Origin of the sequence: Aeromonas bestiarum, assembly GCF_028751155.1 — a bacterium.
In the GTDB taxonomy this organism is placed as follows: Bacteria; Pseudomonadota; Gammaproteobacteria; order Enterobacterales; family Aeromonadaceae; genus Aeromonas; species Aeromonas bestiarum.
The window spans coordinates 4242735-4266601 of sequence record NZ_CP064746.1 but is presented as its reverse complement, the minus strand read 5'-3'; the positions used below and the strand labels follow the sequence as shown (position 1 = coordinate 4266601).

The 23867-nt window shown below is 61.2% G+C and carries 21 protein-coding genes; 16 read left to right on the top strand and 5 right to left on the bottom strand.

All coding sequences use genetic code 11. The annotated features are described in order from the left end of the window. Window positions 1-3 precede the first annotated feature (3 nt). The 16 genes from ftsL (at window position 4) to mutT (ending at window position 19915) form a co-directional block, all read left to right on the top strand. Complete coding sequence (ftsL, locus tag IU367_RS19760) at window positions 4-318, top strand: cell division protein FtsL (RefSeq protein WP_043139958.1); 315 nt, start codon at window positions 4-6, stop codon at window positions 316-318. Continuing rightward, window positions 315-2066, top strand: coding sequence for a penicillin-binding transpeptidase domain-containing protein (locus tag IU367_RS19755; RefSeq protein ID WP_043139955.1), 1752 nt, complete (start codon window positions 315-317; stop codon window positions 2064-2066). The genes ftsL and IU367_RS19755 overlap by 4 nt, the downstream gene beginning before the upstream one ends. A gap of 304 nt (window positions 2067-2370) precedes the next feature. Next, window positions 2371-3855: a UDP-N-acetylmuramoyl-L-alanyl-D-glutamate--2,6-diaminopimelate ligase gene (gene murE / locus IU367_RS19750; RefSeq protein WP_274452891.1), complete on the top strand. Its 1485-nt coding sequence runs from the start codon at window positions 2371-2373 to the stop codon at window positions 3853-3855. After that, the gene (locus IU367_RS19745) at window positions 3852-5207 is read left to right on the top strand and encodes a UDP-N-acetylmuramoyl-tripeptide--D-alanyl-D-alanine ligase (RefSeq protein WP_274452890.1); all 1356 of its coding nucleotides are present in this window, start codon (window positions 3852-3854) and stop codon (window positions 5205-5207) included. The genes murE and IU367_RS19745 overlap by 4 nt, the downstream gene beginning before the upstream one ends. Beyond that, a complete protein-coding gene (gene mraY, locus IU367_RS19740) occupies window positions 5201-6283 on the top strand; it encodes a phospho-N-acetylmuramoyl-pentapeptide-transferase (RefSeq protein WP_042867986.1) in 1083 nt (360 codons plus the stop codon). The genes IU367_RS19745 and mraY overlap by 7 nt, the downstream gene beginning before the upstream one ends. A 3-nt stretch (window positions 6284-6286) precedes the next feature. After that, complete coding sequence (gene murD / locus IU367_RS19735) at window positions 6287-7570, top strand: UDP-N-acetylmuramoyl-L-alanine--D-glutamate ligase (RefSeq protein ID WP_274452889.1); 1284 nt, start codon at window positions 6287-6289, stop codon at window positions 7568-7570. Further along, the gene (gene ftsW, locus IU367_RS19730; RefSeq protein ID WP_098981864.1) at window positions 7567-8751 is read left to right on the top strand and encodes a cell division protein FtsW; all 1185 of its coding nucleotides are present in this window, start codon (window positions 7567-7569) and stop codon (window positions 8749-8751) included. Before murD ends, ftsW begins: the two co-directional genes overlap by 4 nt. Further along, window positions 8748-9833 carry an undecaprenyldiphospho-muramoylpentapeptide beta-N-acetylglucosaminyltransferase gene (gene murG, locus IU367_RS19725; protein WP_274452888.1) on the top strand — a complete coding sequence of 362 codons (1086 nt, stop codon included), beginning with the start codon at window positions 8748-8750 and terminating at the stop codon, window positions 9831-9833. The genes ftsW and murG overlap by 4 nt, the downstream gene beginning before the upstream one ends. Continuing rightward, a complete protein-coding gene (murC, locus tag IU367_RS19720) occupies window positions 9830-11284 on the top strand; it encodes a UDP-N-acetylmuramate--L-alanine ligase (RefSeq protein WP_042867995.1) in 1455 nt (484 codons plus the stop codon). Before murG ends, murC begins: the two co-directional genes overlap by 4 nt. 97 nt (window positions 11285-11381) lie before the next feature. Further along, complete coding sequence (locus IU367_RS19715; protein WP_043139940.1) at window positions 11382-12134, top strand: cell division protein FtsQ/DivIB; 753 nt, start codon at window positions 11382-11384, stop codon at window positions 12132-12134. Beyond that, window positions 12115-13374 carry a cell division protein FtsA gene (ftsA, locus tag IU367_RS19710; RefSeq protein ID WP_042867998.1) on the top strand — a complete coding sequence of 420 codons (1260 nt, stop codon included), beginning with the start codon at window positions 12115-12117 and terminating at the stop codon, window positions 13372-13374. Before IU367_RS19715 ends, ftsA begins: the two co-directional genes overlap by 20 nt. A 39-nt stretch (window positions 13375-13413) precedes the next feature. Next, window positions 13414-14565, top strand: coding sequence for a cell division protein FtsZ (gene ftsZ / locus IU367_RS19705; protein ID WP_005305686.1), 1152 nt, complete (start codon window positions 13414-13416; stop codon window positions 14563-14565). Between the two features lie 101 nt (window positions 14566-14666). Continuing rightward, window positions 14667-15590, top strand: a complete 924-nt coding sequence (lpxC, locus tag IU367_RS19700) for a UDP-3-O-acyl-N-acetylglucosamine deacetylase (RefSeq protein ID WP_043139938.1) — start codon at window positions 14667-14669, stop codon at window positions 15588-15590. A 140-nt stretch (window positions 15591-15730) separates the two neighbouring features. Beyond that, window positions 15731-16636: a M23 family metallopeptidase gene (locus IU367_RS19695; RefSeq protein WP_042868002.1), complete on the top strand. Its 906-nt coding sequence runs from the start codon at window positions 15731-15733 to the stop codon at window positions 16634-16636. A gap of 59 nt (window positions 16637-16695) precedes the next feature. Continuing rightward, window positions 16696-19416, top strand: coding sequence for a preprotein translocase subunit SecA (gene secA / locus IU367_RS19690; protein WP_043139934.1), 2721 nt, complete (start codon window positions 16696-16698; stop codon window positions 19414-19416). Between the two features lie 91 nt (window positions 19417-19507). Continuing rightward, window positions 19508-19915, top strand: a complete 408-nt coding sequence (gene mutT / locus IU367_RS19685; protein WP_241279560.1) for an 8-oxo-dGTP diphosphatase MutT — start codon at window positions 19508-19510, stop codon at window positions 19913-19915. A gap of 73 nt (window positions 19916-19988) precedes the next feature. Here mutT and yacG read toward each other — a convergent pair whose 3' ends face one another. The 5 genes from yacG to IU367_RS19660 all read right to left on the bottom strand — a co-directional run bounded on the left by yacG (window position 19989) and on the right by IU367_RS19660 (window position 23762). Beyond that, window positions 19989-20183 carry a DNA gyrase inhibitor YacG gene (gene yacG / locus IU367_RS19680; RefSeq protein WP_042039030.1) on the bottom strand — a complete coding sequence of 65 codons (195 nt, stop codon included), beginning with the start codon at window positions 20181-20183 and terminating at the stop codon, window positions 19989-19991. A gap of 9 nt (window positions 20184-20192) precedes the next feature. Further along, entirely contained in the window at window positions 20193-20915 is a 723-nt protein-coding gene (gene zapD, locus IU367_RS19675; protein WP_043139926.1) for a cell division protein ZapD, read from the bottom strand. A 37-nt stretch (window positions 20916-20952) separates the two neighbouring features. After that, a complete protein-coding gene (gene coaE, locus IU367_RS19670) occupies window positions 20953-21567 on the bottom strand; it encodes a dephospho-CoA kinase (RefSeq protein ID WP_103472090.1) in 615 nt (204 codons plus the stop codon). An 18-nt stretch (window positions 21568-21585) separates the two neighbouring features. Next, window positions 21586-22458: a type IVa prepilin peptidase/methyltransferase TapD gene (tapD, locus tag IU367_RS19665; protein ID WP_274452887.1), complete on the bottom strand. Its 873-nt coding sequence runs from the start codon at window positions 22456-22458 to the stop codon at window positions 21586-21588. A 62-nt stretch (window positions 22459-22520) separates the two neighbouring features. Beyond that, the gene (locus tag IU367_RS19660; protein ID WP_098981882.1) at window positions 22521-23762 is read right to left on the bottom strand and encodes a type II secretion system F family protein; all 1242 of its coding nucleotides are present in this window, start codon (window positions 23760-23762) and stop codon (window positions 22521-22523) included. Window positions 23763-23867: the final 105 nt, after the last annotated feature.

Below are 23867 nucleotides of genomic sequence, written 5' to 3'. Positions count from 1 at the left end.
GTCATGAGCGAGGTGCGTGTTCATCTGGCCAGGGAGATCCTCGGCGATCTCTGGCGGCACAAGCTGCAGGTCGTGCTGGCCGTTGCCGTGCTGATCACCGCCTTTGCCGTGATCCTGGTCACCAACATGACCCGTGGCATGACCGCCAAGCAGAATGACCTGATGGCGGAAGAGGATCGGCTCAACATCGAATGGCGTCACCTCTTGCTGGAACAGGGGACGCTGGCCGAGCACTCCCGTGTCGCGAGTCTGGCCATGGATAAATTGCAGATGGCTCGCCCGCTGGTGACCACCGAGAAGGTAATAACACAACCATGAAACGCAAGGCATCTGCCAAGGCCCCACCCAAGGCGAAAGCACCGTCACTCTATCCGTGGCGCTTTCGCACGCTGGTGTTCTTCATCGGCATTGCGTTTGCTGGCTTGATCCTGCGGCTGGCCTGGATCCAGGTGATAGATCCGGATCGGCTGCGCCAGGAAGGGGACATGCGTTCGCTGCGTACCACAGCTACCCAGGCGGTGCGCGGCATGATCACCGACCGCAACGGCGAACAGCTTGCCGTATCTGTGCCGGTGGAAGCCGTCTGGGCTGACCCCAAGACGGTGCACGAATCCGGCGCCATCCATAACGAGCGCGCTTGGCTGGCGCTCTCCGCCGTGCTCAAGCTCGACATCAACACCCTCAAGCATCGCATCTCCAACCCGAGCAAGCGCTTCGTCTACCTGCAGCGTCAGGTGACGCCAGCAGTGGCGGAATACATCAAGGGCCTCAAGCTGGGCGGCATCTATCTGCGGCCAGAGGCGCGCCGCTTCTATCCGACCGGCGAGATCAGCGCCCACCTGGTGGGGGTCACCAACATAGATGGCAGCGGTATCGAAGGGATAGAGCGCAGTTACAACGAGTGGTTGACGGCGACCCCGGGTGAGATGCGGGTGCGCAAGGACAGGCAGGGCCGGGTCATCGAGCGGCTTGGCCTGGTCAAGGAGGGCAAGAACGCCAACGATCTGCAACTGAGCATCGACCAGCGGGTCCAGGCGCTGGCCTATCGGGCGCTCAAGCGGGCCACCGACGAGAACAAGGCGACCTCCGGCTCCATGGTGATGCTGGATGTGAAGACCGGCGAAGTGCTCGCCATGGTCAACACCCCCTCCTACAACCCGAACAACCGCGGTCAGTACCAGAGTTTCCGGGTGCGCAACCGGGTGGTGACCGATACCTACGAGCCGGGTTCTACCATCAAGCCCTTGATCCTGCTGAGTGCCCTGCAGGCGGGCGTCACCAGCTGGAAGGACACCATTCCGGGCGGGCCCTTGTATATCGGGGCCAAGCAGATCCGTGACGTGAGCATCCACAAGGCGACCAACCTGTACGACATTCTGCGCTACTCCTCCAACATCGGCATGTCGCGCATCGCGCTGCGGATGCCGGCGCAGGAGATGATCAACACCCTCAGCATGGTCGGCTTCGGCATGGATACCGGCAGCGGCCTGATGGGCGAGAGTAGCGGCATGCTGCCCCAGCGTCGTCGCTGGTCCGATATCGAACGGGCCACCCTCTCGTTTGGTTACGGTCTGCGGGTCACTCCGCTGCAGCTGGCTTCCGCCTACGCCACCCTGGCCAACAAGGGCAAGCGGGTGCCGCTCTCCATCGTCAAGGTGACCGAGCCGCCCAAGGGTGAGCAGGTCATCGACCACAACAACGCCAGCGCCATGCTGCAGGCGCTGGAGTACGTGGTGAGCAATGCCATTCCGAAAGCGCAGATCCCCGGTTACCGGGTCGGCGGCAAGAGTGGTACCGCCAAGGTCGCCGTCGCCGGCGGCTACGGCAAGGATTACATGGCCTGGTTCGCCGGTTTCGCCCCGGCCAGCAACCCCCGTTTCGTCATGGTAGTGGTGATCAACGAGCCCAAGGGCGATGCCTACTACGGTGGTGCCGTTGCGACGCCGCCCTTTGCCGAAGCCATGGGCGGTGTGCTGCAGCTCTTCAATATTCGTCCCGATGCGGTACCGCCAGCAGTACCCGCCAAACTTGCCCGTACGGAGGCTCCCCTTGCACCGCGCACCTGACCTGGCCCTCCATCCCATCTGTTCCGGGGCGCATTCCATGCTGTTTCGCGGTGTGAGCATCTGCATTCCTGCCCATACGGAGGCTTCCCATGTTGCACCGCATACTTGACCTGGCCCTCCATCCCATCTGTTCCGGGGCGTATCCCATGCTGTTTCGCGGTGTGAGCGTCTGCATTCCTGCCCGTACGGAGGCCCCCCTTGCACCGCGTACTTGACCTGGCCCTCCATCCCATCTGTTCCGGGGCGTATTTCATGCTGTTTCACGGTGTGAGCGTCTGCATTCCTGCCCATACGGAGGCTTCCCATGTTGCACCGCGCACTTGATTCATTACTGCGCCCCTTCGGCATCCGTGCCCCGGCGCTCGCCCTCACCGATATCCAGCTGGACAGCCGGCGGGTCGGGCCCGGTTGTCTCTTCGTGGCCATTCGGGGTCACCAGGTGGATGGCAGACGTTTCATGGAACAGGCGGTGGCTCAGGGAGCGACCGCCATCGTGTTTGAGGAGGACGGGGAATTCGTCGCGCCTCAGCTGGCCGTGCCCTGCATAGGTATCCCTAATCTGCCCGCCAGACTCTCCGAGCTGGCCGGTTACTTCTACCAGCAGCCTGCCAACAGGCTGGAACTGGTCGGCATTACCGGCACCAACGGCAAGAGCACCACTGCGCTGCTGGTCGCCAACTGGCGTGCCCTGCTGGGTGGCAGGGCTGGGGTGATGGGCACCATAGGCAATGGCTTGTTCGGTGAGCTGGTGGAAGCCGAAAACACCACCGGCAGTGCCGTGCAGGTGCAGGCCAATCTGGCGGCTCTGCAACAGCAGGGGGCAGATCTGGTGGCGATGGAGGTTTCCAGCCACGGTCTGGTACAGCATCGTGTGGCGGCCCTGCCTTTCGCGGCGGCCGTGTTCACCAACCTGAGCCGGGATCATCTGGACTATCACGGCACCATGGAAGCCTATGGCGCTGCCAAGGAAGAGCTGCTGAAACTGGTCGACGAGCCCTGCGCCGTCATCAATGCCGACGATCGGCTGGGGTGCCAGTGGCTTGCCTCCTATCCTGCCGCTGTAGCCTTCAGCGTGCACGGCCCGATTGAAAACCACCCGGGGCGACAGTTAACGGCGCAGGATCCCCACTTCCACCAACAAGGTTTTCACACACGCATTAACTCCAGCTGGGGGAATGGTGTATTATCCGCCCCCTTGCTCGGCCGCTTCAACGTCAGCAATGTGCTGGCCGCGATGGGCGCCATGCTGGTGCTCGGTTATGACTTCAACGAGCTGCTGGCAACGGCACCTCAATTGCAGCCGGTGACCGGTCGTATGGAGTGCTTCGGTGGCGGCAATGCGCCGCTCGCCGTGGTCGATTATGCCCATACCCCGGATGCGCTGGAGAAGGCGTTGCAGGCCCTGCGGGTGCACTGCGAGGGCCAGCTCTGGTGTCTGGTGGGCTGTGGTGGCGACCGGGATCGTGGCAAGCGTCCCATGATGGCCGCCATGGCAGAGCAACATGCGGATCGCGTGATCCTGACCGACGACAACCCCCGTACCGAGGAGCCGGCCCAGATCATGGCCGACATGGTGGCGGGCCTTCGCGATCCTGCTGCCGTGCAGATCGAGCACGACAGGGTCAAGGCGATCACCCTGGCTCTCGGCCAGGCGAGCAAACAGGACATCATCCTGGTGGCCGGTAAGGGTCACGAGGATTATCAGATCATTGGAACCGACAAGCGGCACTACAGCGACCGGGAAACCGTCGCGGCCGCCTTGCATACATTATTGGAGTCATTCACATGATGACCCTCAGGCTTGCCGAGCTGGCGCAGGTACTCGATGCCCGTCTGATCGGTGACGACGGCGAGATCACGGCTGTCAGTACCGACACCCGCACCCTGGGCGCGGGCGCCCTGTTTGTCGCGCTGCGCGGCGAGCGTTTCGACGCCCACGATTTCTGCGCGCAGGCGGTTGCTGCCGGGGCCTCTGCCCTGCTGGTCGAACGGGAATTGCCACTGGCCATTCCCCAGCTGGTTGTCACCGACAGTCTCAAGGGGCTGGGTCGCCTCGGCAAGCTGGTGCGCGAGCGCATCAACCCGAAAGTGCTGGCCATCACCGGCAGCTGTGGCAAGACCACTGTGAAAGAGATGGCGACCGCCATCCTGCGTCATGAAGGCGAGGTGCTGGCTACCGCCGGCAACTTCAACAACGAAGTGGGCGTGCCGCTGACCCTGCTGCGGCTCGAGCCGCAACACAAGTTTGCGGTGATGGAGCTGGGTGCCAACCATCCGGGCGAGATCGCCTGGACCACCTCACTGGCCCAGCCCGATGCCGCCCTCATCAACAACGTGGCGGCGGCTCATCTGGAAGGCTTCGGTTCTCTGGAAGGGGTCTTCCACGCCAAGAGCGAGATTTTTGAGGGGCTGGGCGAGGGCGGCACCGCCATCGTCAATGCCGACAATGAATTTTGGCCGAAGTGGCGTGAACTGGGCATCCAGTGTGCCTTCTCCCTCGCAGATCAGAACCAACCCTTCCATGCCCGCAACATAGTGCTCAACGGGCAGGGCTGCGCCGAATTCGTGATGGTGACGCCGCAGGGTGAAATAAGCCTGACCCTGGCCATTCCAGGTCGCCACAACGTGGCCAATGCCCTGGCGGCCGCCGCCGGTTGTCTGGCGCTCGGTGCCTCGCTCGCCTCCGTCAAGGCGGGGCTGGAGCAGATGGCGCCGGTCAAGGGCCGCTTCTGCGTCCAGCGCTGGGGTGGTCTCACCCTGGTGGATGACACCTACAACGCCAGCGTGGAATCCGTGTTGGCGGGCATCGATGCCCTGACCGCCATGGGCGGCTACAAGGTGCTGGTATTCGGTGACATGAAGGAGTTGGGTGAGGAGTCTGCCGAGCAACACGCCCGGGTTGGACGCCATGCCCGTGAGCGCGGTCTGGATGCCGTGCTGACAGTAGGGGAACAGAGTCGCCATACCGCAGATGCCGCGGCTGGTCGACATTTCGATAACAAGGCGTCGTTGTTTGAAGTGCTTGCGCAAATGATAAATACACATCAAGAAATTTCGATTCTGGTCAAGGGTGCCCGTGGCTCCCGCATGGAAGATATCGTCAAGATGGTCGTTGACCGTCAGGAGTCGGCCACATGCTAGTCTGGCTGGCGGAACTGCTCACCCCGCACTTCACCTTCTTCAACGTCTTCTCCTACCTGACGTTTCGCGCCATCCTGTCGATCATCACGGGTCTGGTGGTGGCGCTCTGGATGGGGCCGCGCCTCATCCGCCGTCTGCAGATCATGAAGTTCGGCCAGGTGATCCGCAACGATGGTCCCGAGTCCCACCTCAGCAAGAAAGGCACCCCGACCATGGGCGGCCTGATGATCATCGCCGCCATCTTCACCTCTGTGCTGCTCTGGTGCCGCCTCGACAACCCCTATGTGTGGCTGGTGCTGTTCGTGCTCGGTGCCTACGGTGCCATCGGCTTCGCCGATGACTACCTCAAGGTGGTGCGCAAGAATACCGACGGTCTGATCGCCCGCTGGAAGTACTTCTGGCAGTCGGCGGTCGCGCTGGGCGTGGCCGTGTTCCTCTACACCACGGCCACCCACGATGGTCAGACCCAGCTGGTGGTGCCCTTCCTCAAGGATGTGATGCCGCAGCTCGGCCTGATGTTCATAGTGCTGACCTATTTCGTTATTGTCGGCACCTCCAACGCGGTCAACCTGACCGATGGTCTGGATGGGCTGGCCATCATGCCGACCGTGATGGTGGCGGGGGGCTTTGCCCTGATCGCCTGGGCGACCGGCAACGTCAACTTCGCCAACTACCTGCACATTCCCTATGTGCCCTATACCTCGGAGCTGGTGATCGTCTGTACCGCCATCGTGGGTGCGGGTCTGGGCTTCCTCTGGTTCAACACCTATCCGGCCCAGGTTTTCATGGGGGATGTAGGTTCCCTGGCCCTCGGCGGTGCGCTTGGCACCATAGCCGTGCTGGTTCGTCAGGAGTTCCTGCTGGTGATCATGGGGGGCGTCTTCGTGATGGAGACCGTCTCGGTGATCCTGCAGGTGGGCTCCTACAAGCTGCGCGGCGTGCGGATCTTCCGCATGGCCCCGATCCATCACCATTATGAGAAGAAGGGTTGGCCGGAGCCGCGCGTCATCGTGCGCTTCTGGATCATCACCCTCATGCTGGTGCTGCTCGGCCTCGCCACCCTGAAGGTGAGGTAAGCCATGGTCATCATCATAGGACTCGGCAAAACCGGACTCTCCTGCGTCGATTACTTCCTCGGCCGTGGCGTCACGCCTCTGGTGATGGATACCCGCGCCAACCCGCCGGGCAAGGAGCAACTGCCCGCCGAGGTCGAACTGATCCAGGGGCTGGACGGCGATCTGCTCAAGCAGGCGCACATGATAGTGGCGAGCCCGGGCATTGCCCTGGCAACGCCCGAACTGCAAGCGGCCGCCGAGTTCGGGGTGAGCATAGTCGGCGATATCGAGCTGTTCGTGCGCGAGACCCAGGTGCCTGTCATCGCCATCACCGGCTCCAACGGCAAGAGCACTGTCACCACCCTGGTTGGCGAGATGATTGCCGAGGCGGGCCTCAAGGTCGGGGTCGGTGGCAACATAGGTACCCCGGCGCTGGAGCTGCTCAAGCAGCCGATGGATCTCTGCGTGCTGGAGCTCTCCAGCTTCCAGCTGGAGACCACCCACAGCCTGCGTGCCGCCGCCTCCGTGGTGTTAAACCTCAGTGAAGATCATATGGATCGCTATCAGGGCATGGCCGACTACCGCGCTGCCAAGATGGAGATCCATCAGCATTCCCAGCACATCCTGATCAACCGCGACGATGCCCAGACCCTGCCCGATGTGGGTCAGGTGTGGCAGAGCTTCGGCCTCGACTGCAACGGCTATGGCCGCTGCCTGCTGGAGGGCCGCCACTGGCTGACCCTGCATGGGGAGCCACTGCTCGCCGTGGACGAAATGAAGATTGTCGGTGCCCACAATCAGGCCAACGCGCTGGCGGCCATGGCACTGTGCGATGCGGTGGGCATTCCCCGCGAGCCGCAACTCGCCGTGCTGCGCCGCTTCGAAGGCCTGCCCCACCGCGCCCGCTTCGTGCGGGAGGTAAACGGGGTGCGCTGGATCAACGACTCTAAGGCCACCAACGTGGGGGCCACCCTGGCCGCCGTGGCCGGTGTGCGTGAATCTGTGAAGGGCCGTCTGCTGTTGCTGGCCGGTGGCCAGGGCAAGGGCCAGGACTTTGGCCCTGTGCAGGCGCTGCTCGGCAGCCAGATCGATCACATGTACTGCTTCGGTCAGGATGCCGAGGTGCTGCTGGCGCTGGGCGAGCAGACCGAGCGGGTCGACTCCCTCGAGGCTGCGGTTGCCAAGGCGGCGGCCGATGCCCGTCCTGGTGACTGGGTGCTGCTGGCGCCGGCCTGCGCCAGCCTGGATCAGTTCAAATCTTTCGAAGCGCGCGGTGATCGTTTCACCGAGCTGGTGCAGACCTTATGAACGCCCTTGGCGCCGTCGCAGGTGTGCTGCAACGCTGGTTGTTACCGGCGCGTCCGGCTGGCCTCTACGATCGGCAACTGGTGGTGCTGGCACTGGCCTTGATGGCTGTGGGTCTGGTGATCGTGGCCTCGGCCTCGATCCCGGAGGGGATCGCCATCAACAACGATCCCTTCATGTTCGTGAAGCGCCACGGCCTCTTCCTGGTGATGGCGCTCGGCATCTCCTGGTTCGTGCTGCAGGTGCCCATGGCCCGCTGGCAGCACTACAACGGCCCCATGCTGGTGCTCGCCATCATAATGCTGGTGCTGGTGCTGCTGGTGGGCCGCAGCGTCAACGGTTCCATCCGCTGGCTGCCGCTCGGCCCCTTCAACCTGCAGCCGGCCGAGTTCGGCAAGCTGGCCCTGTTCGTCTATCTGGCGGGTTACCTGGTGCGCCGTCAGAGCGAGGTACGCGAGCGCTTCATCGGCTTCATGAAGCCGATGGCCGTGCTGTTCGTGGTGGCCATACTGCTGCTGGCCCAGCCCGACCTGGGATCCGTGGTGGTGATGTTTGTGACCTCGCTGGGCATGCTGTTCCTGGCGGGGGCGCGGCTGGTGCAGTTCATCGGCCTCATCCTGGTGGGGGTGAGCGCGGTAGTGACCCTGATCATCGCCGAGCCTTACCGGATGCGGCGGGTGACCTCCTTCCTCGACCCCTGGGCCGATCCGTTCGGCAGCGGCTATCAGCTGACCCAGTCACTGATGGCGTTCGGTCGTGGCAGCTGGTTTGGCGAGGGGCTTGGCAACTCGATCCAGAAGATGGAGTACCTGCCGGAGGCGCACACCGACTTCGTGTTTGCGATCCTGGGCGAAGAGCTGGGCTACGTGGGCGTGCTGGGCGCGCTCTTCCTCATCTTCGCGCTGGCGTTCAAGGCACTCAAGCTGGGGCACCAGGCGCTGGTGGCCGAGCGCTTGTATGAAGGCTATCTGGCCATCGGCATCGGCATCTGGTTCAGCTTCCAGACCTTCGTCAACGTCGGTGCCGCCAGCGGCATGATGCCGACCAAGGGTCTGACCCTGCCGCTGGTCAGCTACGGTGGTTCCAGTCTCATCATCATGATGGTGGCGGTGAGCATGTTGATTCGTATCGATTTCGAGTTGCGCCAGGCCAGTGCCCAGGCGCGCGTGCGGGAGGTTTCGTGAGCAAGACTCTGTTGGTGATGGCGGGCGGTACCGGGGGCCATGTGTTCCCCGGCCTGGCCGTGGCCGATCGCCTCAAGGCCCAGGGCTGGACCATTCACTGGCTCGGCACCGCTGACCGGATGGAGGCCGAGCTGGTGCCTGCCCACGGTTATCCCATCTCCTTCATCGACATACAGGGGGTGCGCGGCAATGGCATCAAGCGTCTGCTGGCTGCCCCCTATCGCATCGTCAAATCCGTGCTGCAGGCGCGCCGTGTGCTCAAGACCATACGGCCCGACGTGGTGCTCGGCATGGGGGGCTTTGCCTCCGGCCCGGGCGGCGTGGCGGCCTGGCTGTCCGGCATTCCCTTGCTGTTGCACGAGCAGAATGCGGCGGCCGGCCTGACCAACAAGCTGCTGGCGCGCCTCGCCAAGCGGGTGCTGATGGCGTTCCCGGGGGCGTTTGCACCGAGTCGTCGCACCGCTGTGGTGGGCAATCCGGTACGTCCCGAAGTGGTTGCCCTGCCGGATCCGCAACTGCGCAGCAGCGCAGAGCCGCTGCACCTGCTGATCGTCGGTGGCAGCCTGGGGGCCCGGGTGCTCAACGAACAGGTTCCGCCAGCCGTTGCCGCTGCCGGTGTCCCCATTGCGGTGCGTCATCAGTGCGGCAAGGGCAACCGTGATGCCGTCGCGCAGGCGTATGCCGGGCAGGGCGTCGAGGCCGAGGTGAGCGAATTTATCAAGGACATGGCCGATGCCTACGCCTGGGCCGATCTGGTGGTGTGCCGCGCGGGGGCCCTGACGGTCTCCGAAGTGGCTGCCGCCGGGGTCGCCGCCATTTTTGTGCCACTGCCCCATGCGGTGGATGATCACCAGACCCGCAATGCCCTGACCCTGGTTGACGGCGGCGGTGCTGAATTCCTGCCCCAATCCGAGCTGACCACGGCCTCGCTGGCCGCACGCCTCAGCTGGCTTGCCGGCCGCAGGGAAACCCTATTGAACATGGCCCAAGCTGCCCGTCGCGTCGCTATTACCGATGCCGCCGAGCGGGTTGCCGATGAGTGTAAACGACTCGCCGCTGGGCAGACTGAGAGAGAACTATGACCAAGGTTGAACTGGCAAAACTGCGTACCGTGATCCCCGAAATGCGTCGCGTGCGTCGCATCCACTTTATCGGCATAGGTGGCGCCGGTATGGGCGGGATCGCCGAGGTGCTTGCCAACGAAGGGTATCAGGTAACCGGCTCGGATCTGGCCCGCAATGCGGTGACCGAGCGGCTGGCGTCGCTGGGGGCTCATATCTTCGTGGGCCACAGCGCCGAGCATGTGAGCGAGGCGAGCGTGGTGGTGGTCTCTACCGCCATCAAGCAGGACAACCCCGAGCTGCTGGCCGCCCGCGAGCTGCGTATCCCAGTGGTGCGCCGCGCCGAGATGCTGGCCGAGCTGATGCGTTTCCGTCACGGCATCGCCATCGCCGGCACCCACGGCAAGACCACCACCACCAGCCTGGTGGCGAGCATCTATGCCGAAGCCGATCGTGATCCGACCTTCGTCATCGGCGGCCTGCTCAACAGCGCCGGCACCAATGCCCGTCTGGGCAGCAGCCGCTATCTGATCGCCGAAGCGGACGAGAGCGACGCCTCCTTCCTGCATCTGCAGCCCATGGTTTCCATCGTGACCAACATCGAAGCGGATCACATGGACACCTACGGCGGTGACTTCTCCCGCCTGAAGGCCACCTTCATCGACTTTTTGCACAACCTGCCCTTCTACGGTCTGGCCGTGGTGTGTGTGGATGATCCCGTGATCCGTGGCATGCTGCCCGAGATCGCCCGTCCGACCATCACCTATGGTCTCTGCGATGATGCCGACGTACAGGTGCTGGACTTCGTGCAGACCAGCAACCGCAGCCGTTTCCGGGTCCGTCGCGCGGGCGCCGGTGAGCTGGAAGTGACCCTGAACCTGCCGGGTATCCACAATGCGCTCAATGCCGCCGCAGCGATTGCGGTCGCTACCGAAGACGGGATCGGCGATGATGCCATCATCCGTGCGCTGGCCAAGTTTGAAGGCGTGGGTCGCCGCTTCCAGCAATATGGCGAATTCGAGACCGGCCGTGGCAAGGCCATGCTGGTGGACGACTACGGTCACCACCCGAGCGAAGTCAAGGTGACCATCAACGCCGCTCGTGCCGGCTGGCCCGAGAAGCGCCTGGTCATGGTATTCCAGCCGCACCGCTACACCCGTACCCGCGATCTCTATGAAGATTTTGCGGACGTGCTCTCCAAGGTGGATGTGCTGGTGATGCTGGAGGTCTATGCCGCCGGTGAAGAGCCCATTCCGGGGGCCGATGGCCGCGCCCTGTGCCGCTCCATCCGCTCCCGTGGCAACCTGGAACCCATCTTTGTCGCTACCCCGGACGACGTACCCGCCGTGCTGGCAGGACTGGTCGGCGAGGGGGATCTGGTGCTGACCCAGGGCGCGGGCAACGTAGGCGCACTGGCACGCCGTCTCGGCGAGATGAAATTGAGCATAGAGAGCATGAAATCCGGCGCCTGAGGGCCCAATGAGTATTTTGACCGCCAAGCCGGGGCCTATATAATGGCGGACCGGTCTGCAAAGGGCCGGCATGGCGCGTTAAACGGGGAAAGATCGGGTGGAGGCAAGGGCACAAGGGCGCACCAAGGGTGGCTTCATTGCAGGGGTGGGATTTTTCATCCTGGTCATGTGGGGCTTCTACCAGACAGCGCTGGATGTTAAAGGTTGGCTGACGGATGCCAATCGGTTGCCCATGAGCGAGCTGTTGCTGCAGGGGCAACACCAGTATTTGCAGACCGACGAGTTGCGTAACGCCGTGCTGGATGGTGCCGAGCTGCGTAACTTCTTCGAGCTGGATGTAAACGAATTGCAGGCGCGATTGAACGCCTTGCCTTGGGTGGCCCAGGTCTCTGTACGCAAGAAGTGGCCCAACAAGATCAAGGTCTATCTCACCGAGCAGGCGGTAGCGGCACGCTGGAATGGCAACCGCTTCGTCAACACCAAGGGTGAGGTGTTCAGTGCGCCGGATAGGGTGAAGACCCCCCTGATGCAGCTATCCGGGCCTGAAGATCAGGCCGTCAAGGTACTGGAAGCCAGCCGTCAGTACGAGGCGCAGCTGGCGGCCAAGGGATACAAGCTGCTGGGAGTGAATCTGACTCCCCGCCATGCCTGGGAACTGACCCTGGATGGCAACATTCAGCTGTTTTTGGGGCGCTCGGATATAGCGCTTCGACTGCAGCGGTTTATCGATGCTTTTCCGATCATCGAACCCCGTGAGCAGGTTGCTTATGTGGATCTTCGATACGACACCGGAATGGCAGTTGGCTGGAAGAAGAACGAAGAGAAAGTGAATGACCAAAACCGCAGATAGAAATCTGATTGTCGGACTGGATATCGGCACAACCAAGGTGGCGGTTCTGGTTGGCGAAGTGCTGCCAGACGGTGAGCTCAATGTCATCGGCATGGGCAGTCACGCCTCTCGTGGCATGGATAAGGGCGGGGTCAACGATCTCGATTCCGTGGTCAAGTCCCTGCGTCGTGCGGTGGAAGAGGCCGAGATGATGGCCGACTGCCAGATCAGTTCCGTGTATCTGGGGCTGTCCGGCAAGCACATCGATTGCCGCAACGAAACCGGCATGGTGCCCATCTCCGATGAGGAGGTGACCCAGGAGGACGTGGACAACGTCATCCACACCGCCAAATCGGTGCGCTTGTCCGATGAGCTGCGGGTGCTGCATGTGCTGCCCCAGGAGTTCGCCATCGACTATCAGGAAGGGATCAAGAACCCGGTCGGTCTGTCCGGGGTCCGGATGGCCGCCAAGGTGCACCTGATCACCTGCCACAACGACATGGCCCGCAACATTGAGAAATGTGTGGAGAAAGTCGGTCTGCGGGTGGATCAGCTGATCTTCTCCGCGCTGGCTTCCAGCTATGCCGTGCTGACCGAAGACGAGAAAGAGCTGGGTGTCTGCGTGGTGGACATAGGTGGCGGTACCATGGACATGTCGCTGTTTACCGGCGGTGCCCTGCGCCACACCAAGGTGATCCCGTACGCCGGCAGCACTGTGACCAGCGACATCGCCTACGCCTTCGGCACACCGCCGCTGGACGCAGAAGCGATCAAGGTGCGCTACGGCTGCGCCCTCGGCCGTCTGGTCAGCAAGGAAGACAATATTGAAGTACCCAGTGTCGGCGGTCGTCCGGCGCGTAGCCTGCAACGGCAGACACTGGCCGAAGTGATTGAGCCCCGTTACACCGAGTTGCTCTCCATGGTGAATGATGAGCTGGTGCGGGTACAAAGCGAATTGAAAGCGCAGGGGGTCAAGCATCAGCTGGCTGCCGGTGTGGTCTTGACCGGCGGCGCTGCCCAGATCGAAGGCATTGTGGAGTGCGCAGAGCAGATATTCCAGAGCCAGGTCCGGGTAGGAGAGCCCATGAACATACGTGGTTTGAGTGATTACGTGCAGGCGCCTGTGTACTCGACTGCGGTCGGGTTGCTGCAGTATGGCCGCACCCATCAAGCCACTGGTAGCAACAAAGAATATGCCGCCAAGGCAAGCGTCGGTGGCCTGGTCAAACGGGTTAGCAACTGGCTGCGTGGCGAGTTCTAAGAATTTTGCTGAGTCAGGCAAATAAAGCGGAGAGACAACATGTTTGAATTTATGGATAGCCACACTGACGAAGCCGTCATTAAAGTGATTGGTGTGGGTGGCGGCGGCGGTAACGCGGTCGAGCACATGGTTCGTCAAAACATCGAAGGTGTCGAGTTCATTACCGTCAACACCGACGCCCAGGCTCTGCGTAACTCCAGCGCCAACACAACCCTGCAGATCGGCGGTGGCATCACCAAGGGTCTGGGTGCCGGAGCCAATCCGGAAGTGGGTCGTGATGCGGCCATGGAAGACAGGGAAGCGCTGCGTGAGCTGCTGACCGGTTCCGACATGGTGTTCATCGCCGCCGGCATGGGTGGCGGTACGGGTACAGGTGCTGCGCCTATCGTGGCCGAAGTGGCCCGCGAGATGGGCATACTGACAGTTGCTGTCGTAACCAAGCCGTTCTCCTTCGAAGGGAAGAAGCGGATGGGCTTCGCCGCCCACGGCATCGAAGAGCTGTCCAAGAACGTCGACTCCCTGATCACCATCCCCAACGACAAGTTGCTGAAGGTGCTGGGTCGTGGCATCTCTCTGCTGGACGCCTTCAAGGCGGCCAACGATGTGCTGCTGGGTGCGGTACAGGGCATTGCCGAGCTGATCACCCGTCCGGGCTTGATCAACGTCGACTTCGCGGACGTACGTACCGTGATGCGTGAAATGGGTACCGCCATGATGGGTACAGGTTCCGCCTCCGGTGATGACCGTGCCGAAGAAGCGGCCGAGAAAGCCATCTCCAGCCCGCTGCTGGAAGACGTGGATCTGGCCGGTGCCCGTGGCATCCTGGTCAACATCACCGCCGGCATGGACATGACCATCGAAGAGTTCGAAACCGTGGGTAACGCGGTCAAGGCCTTCGCCTCCGAGAACGCCACCGTGGTGGTGGGTACCGTAATCGACCCGGAAATGCACGACGAACTGCGTGTGACCGTGGTTGCCACCGGTATCGGTGCCGAGCGCAAGCCCGACATCACGCTGGTCAAGAACAACATGGTACAAGAGCGTCCGGCCCGTCAGCCCCTGATCAGCGAAGCCCTGCAGTCTCGCGTGATGGAAGAGGCTCCGGCCAAGGTGGTCAACGCCGAGCCGCAAGCTCGTCGCGAACCGGATTACCTCGATATTCCTGCGTTCCTGCGCAAGCAAGCTGACTAAGCCTCTAATGGCACTAGTTTGTTTGTTGCTTAAGGAATGTGCTAAGATGGCCTGCCAACGACCATCTGGTCCGGAATATGAGCTGTTAAGCGGATACGCCCATGATTAGACAAAGAACCTTGAAAACGAGTGTCCAGGCCACCGGTGTGGGCCTGCATTCGGGCCGGAAAGTCACAATGACGTTCCGTCCGGCGCCTGTTAACACAGGGATCGTTTACTTGCGTACCGATCTTGATCCTGTGGTAGCGCTGCCAGCCAATGCCGATCAGGTGCGTGATACCGTGCTTTGTACCGCTTTGGTCAACGAAGCCGGTGTCCGTGTCTCTACCATTGAGCACCTCTCTGCCGCGCTGGCCGGGATGGGGATCGACAACCTCTATGTCGAGGTTGACGCGCCCGAGATCCCGGTGATGGACGGCAGTGCGCACCCCTTTATCTACCTGCTGCAAGAAGTCGGCATCCGTGAGCAAAATGCGGCCAAGCAGTTTGTGCGGATCAAGCAGAGCATCCGGGTTGAAGACGGCGACAAGTGGGCGGAATTCCACCCCTATCGCAATGGCTTCAAAATGGATCTCGAGATCGACTTCCAGCATCCGGTATTTGAAGGACGCAATCAGCGTTGCGTGCTGGATTTCTCCGGTGCTTCTTTCGTGAAAGAGATCAGTCGTGCCCGTACTTTCGGTTTCATGCGTGACATCGAGTACCTGCGTTCCCAGAACCTGGCGCTGGGCGGAAGCCTGGAAAACGCCGTGGTGCTGGATGACTATCGGGTACTGAACGAAGATGGTCTGCGTTATGAAGACGAATTCGTCAAACACAAGATGTTGGATGCGATTGGTGACCTGTACATGTGTAACCGCAGCATCATTGGCGAATTCCGTGCCTACAAGACGGGTCATGCCCTGAACAACAAGCTGCTGCGTGCCTTGCTGGCCAAGCAGGAGGCCTGGGAACTGGTGACCTTCGAGGGTGAGGGCGACAAAGCGCCCATCGCTTACTACGATAACGGTCTGGTTCTGGCCTGATAGCTGTGCAACGGAACGTCGGTCCTCTCTCCGCACCGACGTTCCGTCATTTGTTTACTCCATCCTTTAATACCGATTATCTCCCGGTTTTATTCCCCGTGTTGGCTCCTGGCCTCACCTGACCGAGCAGACTGATTTCTATGAGCATTACCCTGATCCTCAACGGCAAGCAGCGACGCAAGTTGCACTTACCCAAACAACGTCTGGCCTGGGTCGGCGGTATCCTCTTCACTGTATTGGCCCTGGGTGGTGGTTGGCTCTGGCAGAGCTGGCACCAGAAAATGGAGGCGCTGGAAGTCGCGCTGGCCATGGCCGAACAGCAAAAATCCACGCAAGGGGCCGATGAAGCCCGCGAACAGCTTGCCATGCTGGCTGCCCAGGTGGGCACCATGCAGGGGCAGCTGGGTCGTCTCAATGCGCTCGGCGAGCGGCTGACCGAGAAGGCAGACCTCGATCCCGAGGAGTTCAATTTCAAGGAGTTGCCCCCCATGGGCGGCCCTTCCTATGATGCGGATCTGGAAGTCAGCCTCAACGAGCTGCAGGATTCCATGAAGCATCTCAGCCAGCAGCTCAGCAGTCGTGAAGAGCAGCTGTCGGTACTTGAATCTTTCATCATGAATCACCATATAACCGATGCCGGTTTTATTTCCGGTTCGCCGGTCAAGCAGGAGCGAGTTTGGGTCTCATCTGGCTTCGGTGGTCGGGTCGATCCGTTCAACGGTCGCGCCAAGATGCATAAAGGGGTGGATTTCCGTGGCAAGCCCGGCACTCCCATCCTGGCCACAGGCCCGGGCATCGTCAGCTGGGCGGGCCGTCATCCGGAATTTGGCAACATGGTGGAGATCAACCATGGCAATGGTTTGGTGACCCGCTATGCCCACAACTCCAAGTTGCTGGTCGAAGTGGGCACCCTGGTCGATGAGGGCCAGAAGATTGCCTTGATGGGACGCACCGGTCGCGCGACCGGGGTCCATTTGCATTACGAAGTGTTGAAAGACGGTCGTCAGGTCAACCCCGCACGCTTTCTTAACGCCAGACGGGGTTAGGTTTTTTTCTCCAGGTTCCAGTGACGGAACACTTATATAACCAGAAATAGTTGGTACCCATGATTAGCACACTGCTCACCAAAATTATCGGCAGCCGGAACGACAGAACGCTCAAGGCTTTGCGCAAAATTGTAAAACAGATCAATGCGATGGAGCCTCAGTTCGAGGCCCTGTCCGATCAGGAGTTGCAGGCCAAGACAGCTGAATATCGTCAGCGTCTGGAGCAGGGTGAGACGCTGGAGCAGTTGCTGCCGGAAGCATTCGCCACCGTGCGTGAAGCCTCCCGCCGGGTGTTTGGCATGCGTCACTTCGACGTGCAGCTGATCGGTGGCATGGTGCTGAACTCCAACCGCATCGCCGAGATGAAGACTGGTGAAGGTAAGACCCTCACCGCGACCCTGCCGGCCTACCTGAATGCCCTGAGCGGTCGCGGTGTGCACGTGGTGACAGTGAACGACTATCTGGCCAAGCGTGATGCCGAGGCGAACCGCCCCCTGTTCACCTTCCTCGGTATGACGGTCGACTGCAACGTGCCCGGCATGGATGCGTCCCAGAAGCGTGACGCCTACGCCGCCGACATCACCTACGGTACCAACAACGAATTCGGTTTCGATTACCTGCGCGACAACATGGCGTTTTCGCCGGAACAGCGCGTGCAGCGTCCGCTCAACTACGCGCTGGTGGATGAGGTGGATTCCGTGCTCATCGATGAAGCCCGTACCCCGCTCATCATCTCCGGTCCGGCCGAAGACAGCTCAGCCCTCTATATCCAGGTCAACAAGCTGATCCCCGAGCTGATCAAGCAGGACAAGGAAGACACAGAGGAGTACACGGGTGAAGGCCACTACACGGTCGACGAGAAGAACCGTCAGGCCCTGTTGACCGAAAACGGCCAGATCTTCGTGGAAGAGCTGCTCAAGCGAGAGGGGCTGCTGGCAGAAGAGGACTCCCTGTTCTCCGCCACCAACATCAGCCTGCTGCACCACGTCAACGCCGGTCTGCGCGCCCACACCCTGTTTGAGCGCAACGTCGACTACATAGTGCAAAAAGACGAGATCGTCATCGTCGACGAACACACGGGCCGCACCATGCCGGGCCGTCGCTGGTCCGATGGTCTGCACCAGGCCGTCGAGGCGAAGGAAGGGGTCAAGATCCAGAACGAAAACCAGACTCTGGCCTCCATCACCTTCCAGAACTACTTCCGTCTCTATGACAAACTGGCGGGCATGACGGGTACTGCGGATACCGAAGCCTTTGAATTCCAGCAGATTTATGGCCTGGATACAGTCGTTATCCCGACCAACAAGCCGATGGTGCGCAAAGACATGGGCGATCTGGTCTATCTGACCGCCAATGAGAAATACGCCGCCATCATCGAAGATATCCGTCAGTGCGTGGCCAAGGGCCAGCCGGTACTGGTCGGTACCGTCTCCATCGAGAACTCGGAGCTGCTCTCCGGCATCCTGACCAAGGAAGAGATCCCGCACAAGGTGCTGAACGCCAAGTTCCACGCCATGGAAGCTGAGATAGTCGCTCAGGCGGGTCAACTCGGCGCAGTCACCATTGCCACCAACATGGCCGGTCGTGGTACCGACATAGTGCTGGGTGGCAACTGGCAGGCGGAGATTGCCCAGCTGGAGAATCCGAGCGACGAGCAGATCAGCGAAATCAAGGCCGCCTGGCAGATCCGCCACGATGCCGTGCTGGCTGCCGGTGGCTTGCACATCATAGGTACCGAGCGCCACGAATCCCGTCGCATCGACAACCAGCTGCGCGGCCGTTCCGGTCGTCAGGGTGACCCGGGTTCCTCCCGCTTCTATCTCTCCATGGAAGATACCCTGATGCGGATCTTCGCCTCCGATCGCGTGACCGGCATGATGAAGAAGCTGGGCATGGAAGAGGGCGAAGCCATCGAGCACCCCTGGGTAACCAAGGCCATCGAAAACGCCCAGCGCAAGGTGGAGGGTCGCAACTTCGACATCCGCAAGAGCCTGCTCGAGTTTGATGACGTGGCCAATGACCAGCGCAAGGTGGTCTATGAGCAGCGCAACGAGCTGCTGGACACCAACGATATCTCCGACACCATTCACGTCATCCGTGACGACGTCTACGGCGCCGTGATCGACGAGTACATTCCGCCCCAGTCTCTGGAAGAGATGTGGGATGTGCCCGGTCTGGAAGCGCGCCTGAAGGCTGACTTCGCACTGGATCTGCCGCTGCAGCAGTGGCTGGCGGAAGATGACAAGTTGTATGAAGAGAAGCTGCGCGAGCGCATTCTGGAAGAGGCCACCAAGCTCTATGCCCACAAGCAGGAGATGGTCGGTATCGATGTGCTGCGCAACTTCGAGAAAGCCGTGATGCTGCAAACCCTGGATGGCTTGTGGAAGGAGCATCTGGCGGCCATGGATCACCTGCGTCAGGGCATCCATCTGCGCGGTTACGCCCAGAAGAACCCCAAGCAGGAGTACAAGCGCGAATCCTTCGATCTGTTCACCCAGATGCTGGAAACCCTCAAGCGCGACGTGGTCAGCATACTGAGCCGGGTACAGGTGCAGGGTCGTGACGTGGAGGCGCTGGAAGAACAGCAGCGTCAACAGGCTGAAGCCGCTCCCCACACTTATACCCATGCCGCCGCAGAGAGCCAGCTGGCCGATGAAGAGGCCGCTGCCGAAGAGGGTCACACCACCTTCGTGCGGGACGAGCAGAAGGTCGGGCGCAACGATCCCTGCCCCTGCGGCTCCGGCAAGAAATACAAGCACTGCCACGGTCAGTTGACCTGATCGATCCGATGCCATCACAAGGCGGGCCCAGTGCCCGCTTTGTTATTAGTGGCGATGAATACCGTGGCAGCAAGTGACAGAGGTAATAGAGATGGAACAGAAAAAACGGCTCTGGGTGGCGGTTGGCGTCATCGAGAATGAACGGGGCGACATCTTCATCGCCAAGCGCTCTTCAGACCGCCATCAGGGCGATCGCTGGGAGTTTCCGGGTGGCAAGGTGGAGGCGGGGGAAGACCTGCTCACCGCGCTGGACAGGGAGCTGTGGGAAGAGATTGGCATCCGGGTGCTGGATTGTGCCCCCTTCATGGAGCTGCACCACGACTACCCGGAGAAGCAGGTGTTGCTGGATATCTGGAAGGTGACCCGTTTCAGCGGCGAGCCGTTCGGCAAGGAGGGGCAGGAGTGTCTGTGGGTGCCGCTGGTGTCGCTGCATGAATACCGGTTCCCGGATGCCAACGGTCCTATCGTGGCGCGGCTGCAAGCCTCTCTGACCACCTGATGCGGTGTAGCTGAGTCGCGCGGATATGACGACGATTAAAAAAGGGCCTTGCAGGCCCTTTTTTGTGCGCGGCTCATTGCCACTGCTCACCCTCTTCCGGGTAAGGCAGCAGATCCGGATTGATGGGGCCCGGGATGCGTTTCTCCTCGTTGGCCCACTCGCCCAGATCGATCAGCTGGCAGCGTTTGCAACAGAAGGGCCGGAACGGGCTCTGGGGGCCCCACTCCAGCTCGGTTTTACAGGTCGGGCATTTTATCTTGGTGACCATTCTTGCTCCTTAGCAGCAGGCGAGCTGGAAGGGGACATCGCCAATCTGCTGCTCCGTGGTTGGCAGGAAGCGCAGGGCGAAACGGTTCTTGTGGCCGCTCAGCGTCGGATAGCACTGCTGGGCGCCTGGCAGGCGGATCCGGATCAGCTCGGCACTCTCGGCGGTATCCTGGAAGAAACCGTTGGTGGCGATCTGATCGCTGAAATTGCCGGACTCGCGCCACAGCCGCAGCAGCAGGGAGATGGCATTCATCAGCAGGTTGATGTCGCTGAGCCACAGCTGCATCTGCTGATGGCGAGCGACAGCCGGGGTACCGAGCCAGTGGTGCAGCTGCGGCACATCGAATGCGCACAGACCGCCAGGGATGGAGAAGCGCTGGCGGATGGAGCCGAGCAGCCGATCTTCTTTCAATCTGGCACCGGGACGCGGGGCACTGAGCAGGTTGCGAGAGAGTTGGGTGCTCTCCTGCTGCATCTGCTTGATCTGCTCCAGGTCGACATCTGGCAGGCTGGCCCAGTGGCTCAGACGCTGGCCTAGACGTTCCAGATCCTTGATGAGATCGGCACGCAGATCGCCACGTTCCAGCAGCTCCTGCAGATCGAACAGCCCCTTGAAGAAGGCGATGTGTGCCCAGGACTGGTCACTCTCCAGATTGTCGCGGATCTGGGAAAACAGGGACTCCAGACGAAGATAGGTCCGGCTTTTTTCATTGAGGGGGAAATCGTAAATCATGCCTAATCCTGGCCAGCCATAAACCGGCCTAGTGTACTCACACTTGGCTGGCTTGTTGAGAGGCAAATGCCATATATGTCTCGTGCAGCGCTAAAATACGCGGCTTTATGGTTTCGGGTGCGCCATTTTTGTTATCCAGCACGTCATCGGCTGCTGCGAGCCGTTCCGCACGACTCGCCTGGGCGGCCAGAACGGCCTGCGCCTGTGTCCGGCTCACGCCGTCCCGACGGCAGGTTCGCTCAATCTGGGTCGCCTCGTCCACGTCGATCACCAGCACCCGGTTGGCAAGGCCGGTGAGCTTGTTTTCCACCAGCAGCGGCACCACCAGCAGGCAATAGGGGGAACGGGCGGCGGCGCACTGGCGCAGCATCTCCTGGCGGATCAGGGGGTGGAGCAGGGCATTGAGCCAGGCCTTGGCGTCCGGGTCGCTGAATACCCGCTCCCGCAGGCCGCGTCGATCGAGCTGGCCATCAGCGGCGATGACATCCGGGCCAAAATGGGCCGCGATGGCGGCAAGGGCAGGGGCGCCGGGTTCCACGACTTCGCGAGCGATGACGTCCGCATCCACTACGTCTATGCCCAGCTCGGCAAATTGATTGGCTATGGTGGTTTTACCGCTGCCGATGCCACCCGTGATTGCAACTACATACATGGGTCAGAACGCCCTTTTTCAGAGGAAAGTCGTGAGATACCAGCGGGTGATGCTATCGCCCCACAGCAGTGCAATCCAGCCGGCGATGGCGAGATAGGGGCCAAAGGGAATGGGTTTGCTCTGATGGTGATTGCGCAGCAGGATCAGGCCTATGCCCATGAGGGCGCCGACCAGGGAGGAGAGCAGCAGCACTATGGGCAGCGCCTGCCAGCCCAGCCAGGCACCCAGCGCGGCCAGCAGCTTGAAGTCACCATAGCCCATGCCCTCCTTGCCGGTGAGCAGCTTGAAGGCCCAATAGAGGCTCCATAGCACCAGATAACCGGCCATTGCGCCGATCACCGCATCGCCAAGCGACACAAAACCGCCCAGCAAATTGAACAGCAGCCCGCCCCACAGCAGGGGCAGGGTGAGCTGGTCCGGCAGCAGCATCTTGTCGAGATCGATGAAGGTGAGTGCCACCAGTACCCAGGTCAGCAGCAGGGCCGCCAACGTGCCCCAGCCCGGTGCGAGTGTCATGGCAACGGCTACCGAGAGCAGCGCGGTCAGCAGCTCGACCAGTGGATAGCGGGCCGATATGGGAGCCTGGCAGCCTCGGCAGCGACCCCTGAGCCAGAGCCAGCTCAGCAGGGGGATATTTTCCAGTGCCGTGATGGGGTGATTGCAGTGGGGGCAGCAGGATCGCGGCACCATCAGGTTGTAGGGCGGCTCGTCGACCCCCTCGTCATCAGGGTTGAAGTAGCTGCGATATTCGGCCTGCCACTCCCGTTCCAGCATGATGGGCAGGCGATGGATCACCACGTTGAGAAAACTGCCGATCATCAGGGAAAAGAGAAATACCAGCGAGAGATAGAGCCAGGGCAAGCCGTGTGCCAGCTCGAGGAGAAGTGTCATAACCAACCGTCTGTCATGAAATGGGGGGAAGGGCATGAGTTGTGAGCGCATACCCTCGTGAATCAGCCTACTACGTCTCCCAGCTTGAAGATGGGCAAGTACATGGCCACGACCATGCCACCAACCAGTACCCCCAGCACTACCATGATGAGGGGCTCGAGCAAGCTGGTGAGGCCGTCGACCAAGTCATCAACCTCTTGTTCGAAGATGGTCGCGACCTTGGAGAGCATATCATCGATGGCGCCTGACTCCTCACCGATCATCACCATCTGGATCACCATGTCGGGGAAGAGATCCACTGTGCGCATGGCCACGTTGATCTGCATGCCGGCGACCACCTCGTTGCGAATGGCCATGACGGCGGTGCGATAGACATAGTTGCCTGAAGCGCCGGCGGCCGAGATCAGTGCATCAACCAGTGGGATGCCCGCCGAGAAGGTGGTGGAGAGGGTGCGGGCGAAGCGTGCCATGGCTGCCTTGTGCAGTATCATGCCGACCACGGGTATGGTGAGGATGAACTTGTCGGTATTGTCTTTGACCTTCTGGGACGCGCGCCATGCCCGTACATAGAGGAAAATGGCGAACGCTGTGCCGCCAAAGATGACATACCACCAATGCTGCATGAAGCGGGAGATGCCGATGACAAACTGGGTGAAGATGGGCAGCTCGGCGCCGAAGCTCTTGAAGATGTCCTCAAACTGCGGGATGACGAACAGCAGCAGTATGGAGGTGACGACGATGGCGACCAGGATGACCATGGCCGGATAGAACATCGCCTTCTTGATCTTGGACTTGAGCGCTTCCGACTTTTCCCGATAGGTGGCGATGCGGTCATAGATGGTCTCCAGCGCACCGGATTGCTCCCCCGCCTCAACCAGATCACAATAGAGCGCATCAAAGTGGCGGGGATGGCGGCGCAGCGCCTCGGACATGGGGGTGCCGGTTTCCACGTCGGCGGCGATCTGCCCCATGAGCTCACGCATCGAGGCTTTTTCGTGGCTGCGGGCTATGATCTGCAGGCTCTGTACCAGGGGGACGCCAGCGGAGAGCATGGTGGTGATTTGACGGGAGACGATGGCAATATCCATCGGCTTGATCTTGGCGCCGCCCTTGGAGAATAACCCCTGGCTCTTCTTGCTCACCTTGGTGACGTTGACGCCCTGCTTGCGCAGTTCAGCCTTGACCGTGTTGATACTGTCGGCCTGCAATTCACCGGAGACCTTCTGACCCTTGCGGTTTACTCCGCTCCAGCGGAAGGCGAAGACTTTCTTGGGGGCATTCTGTTTCTGCGTTAGCGTTGCCATCACTGCGTCCTGCAATTGGGCTCTGGTATCCCGCTCAATTCCTTGCTATGCGGGTTGCCTTGGCCTGATGGAAATCCTCAGGGGCGCCGGCTTGGCGACACCTGG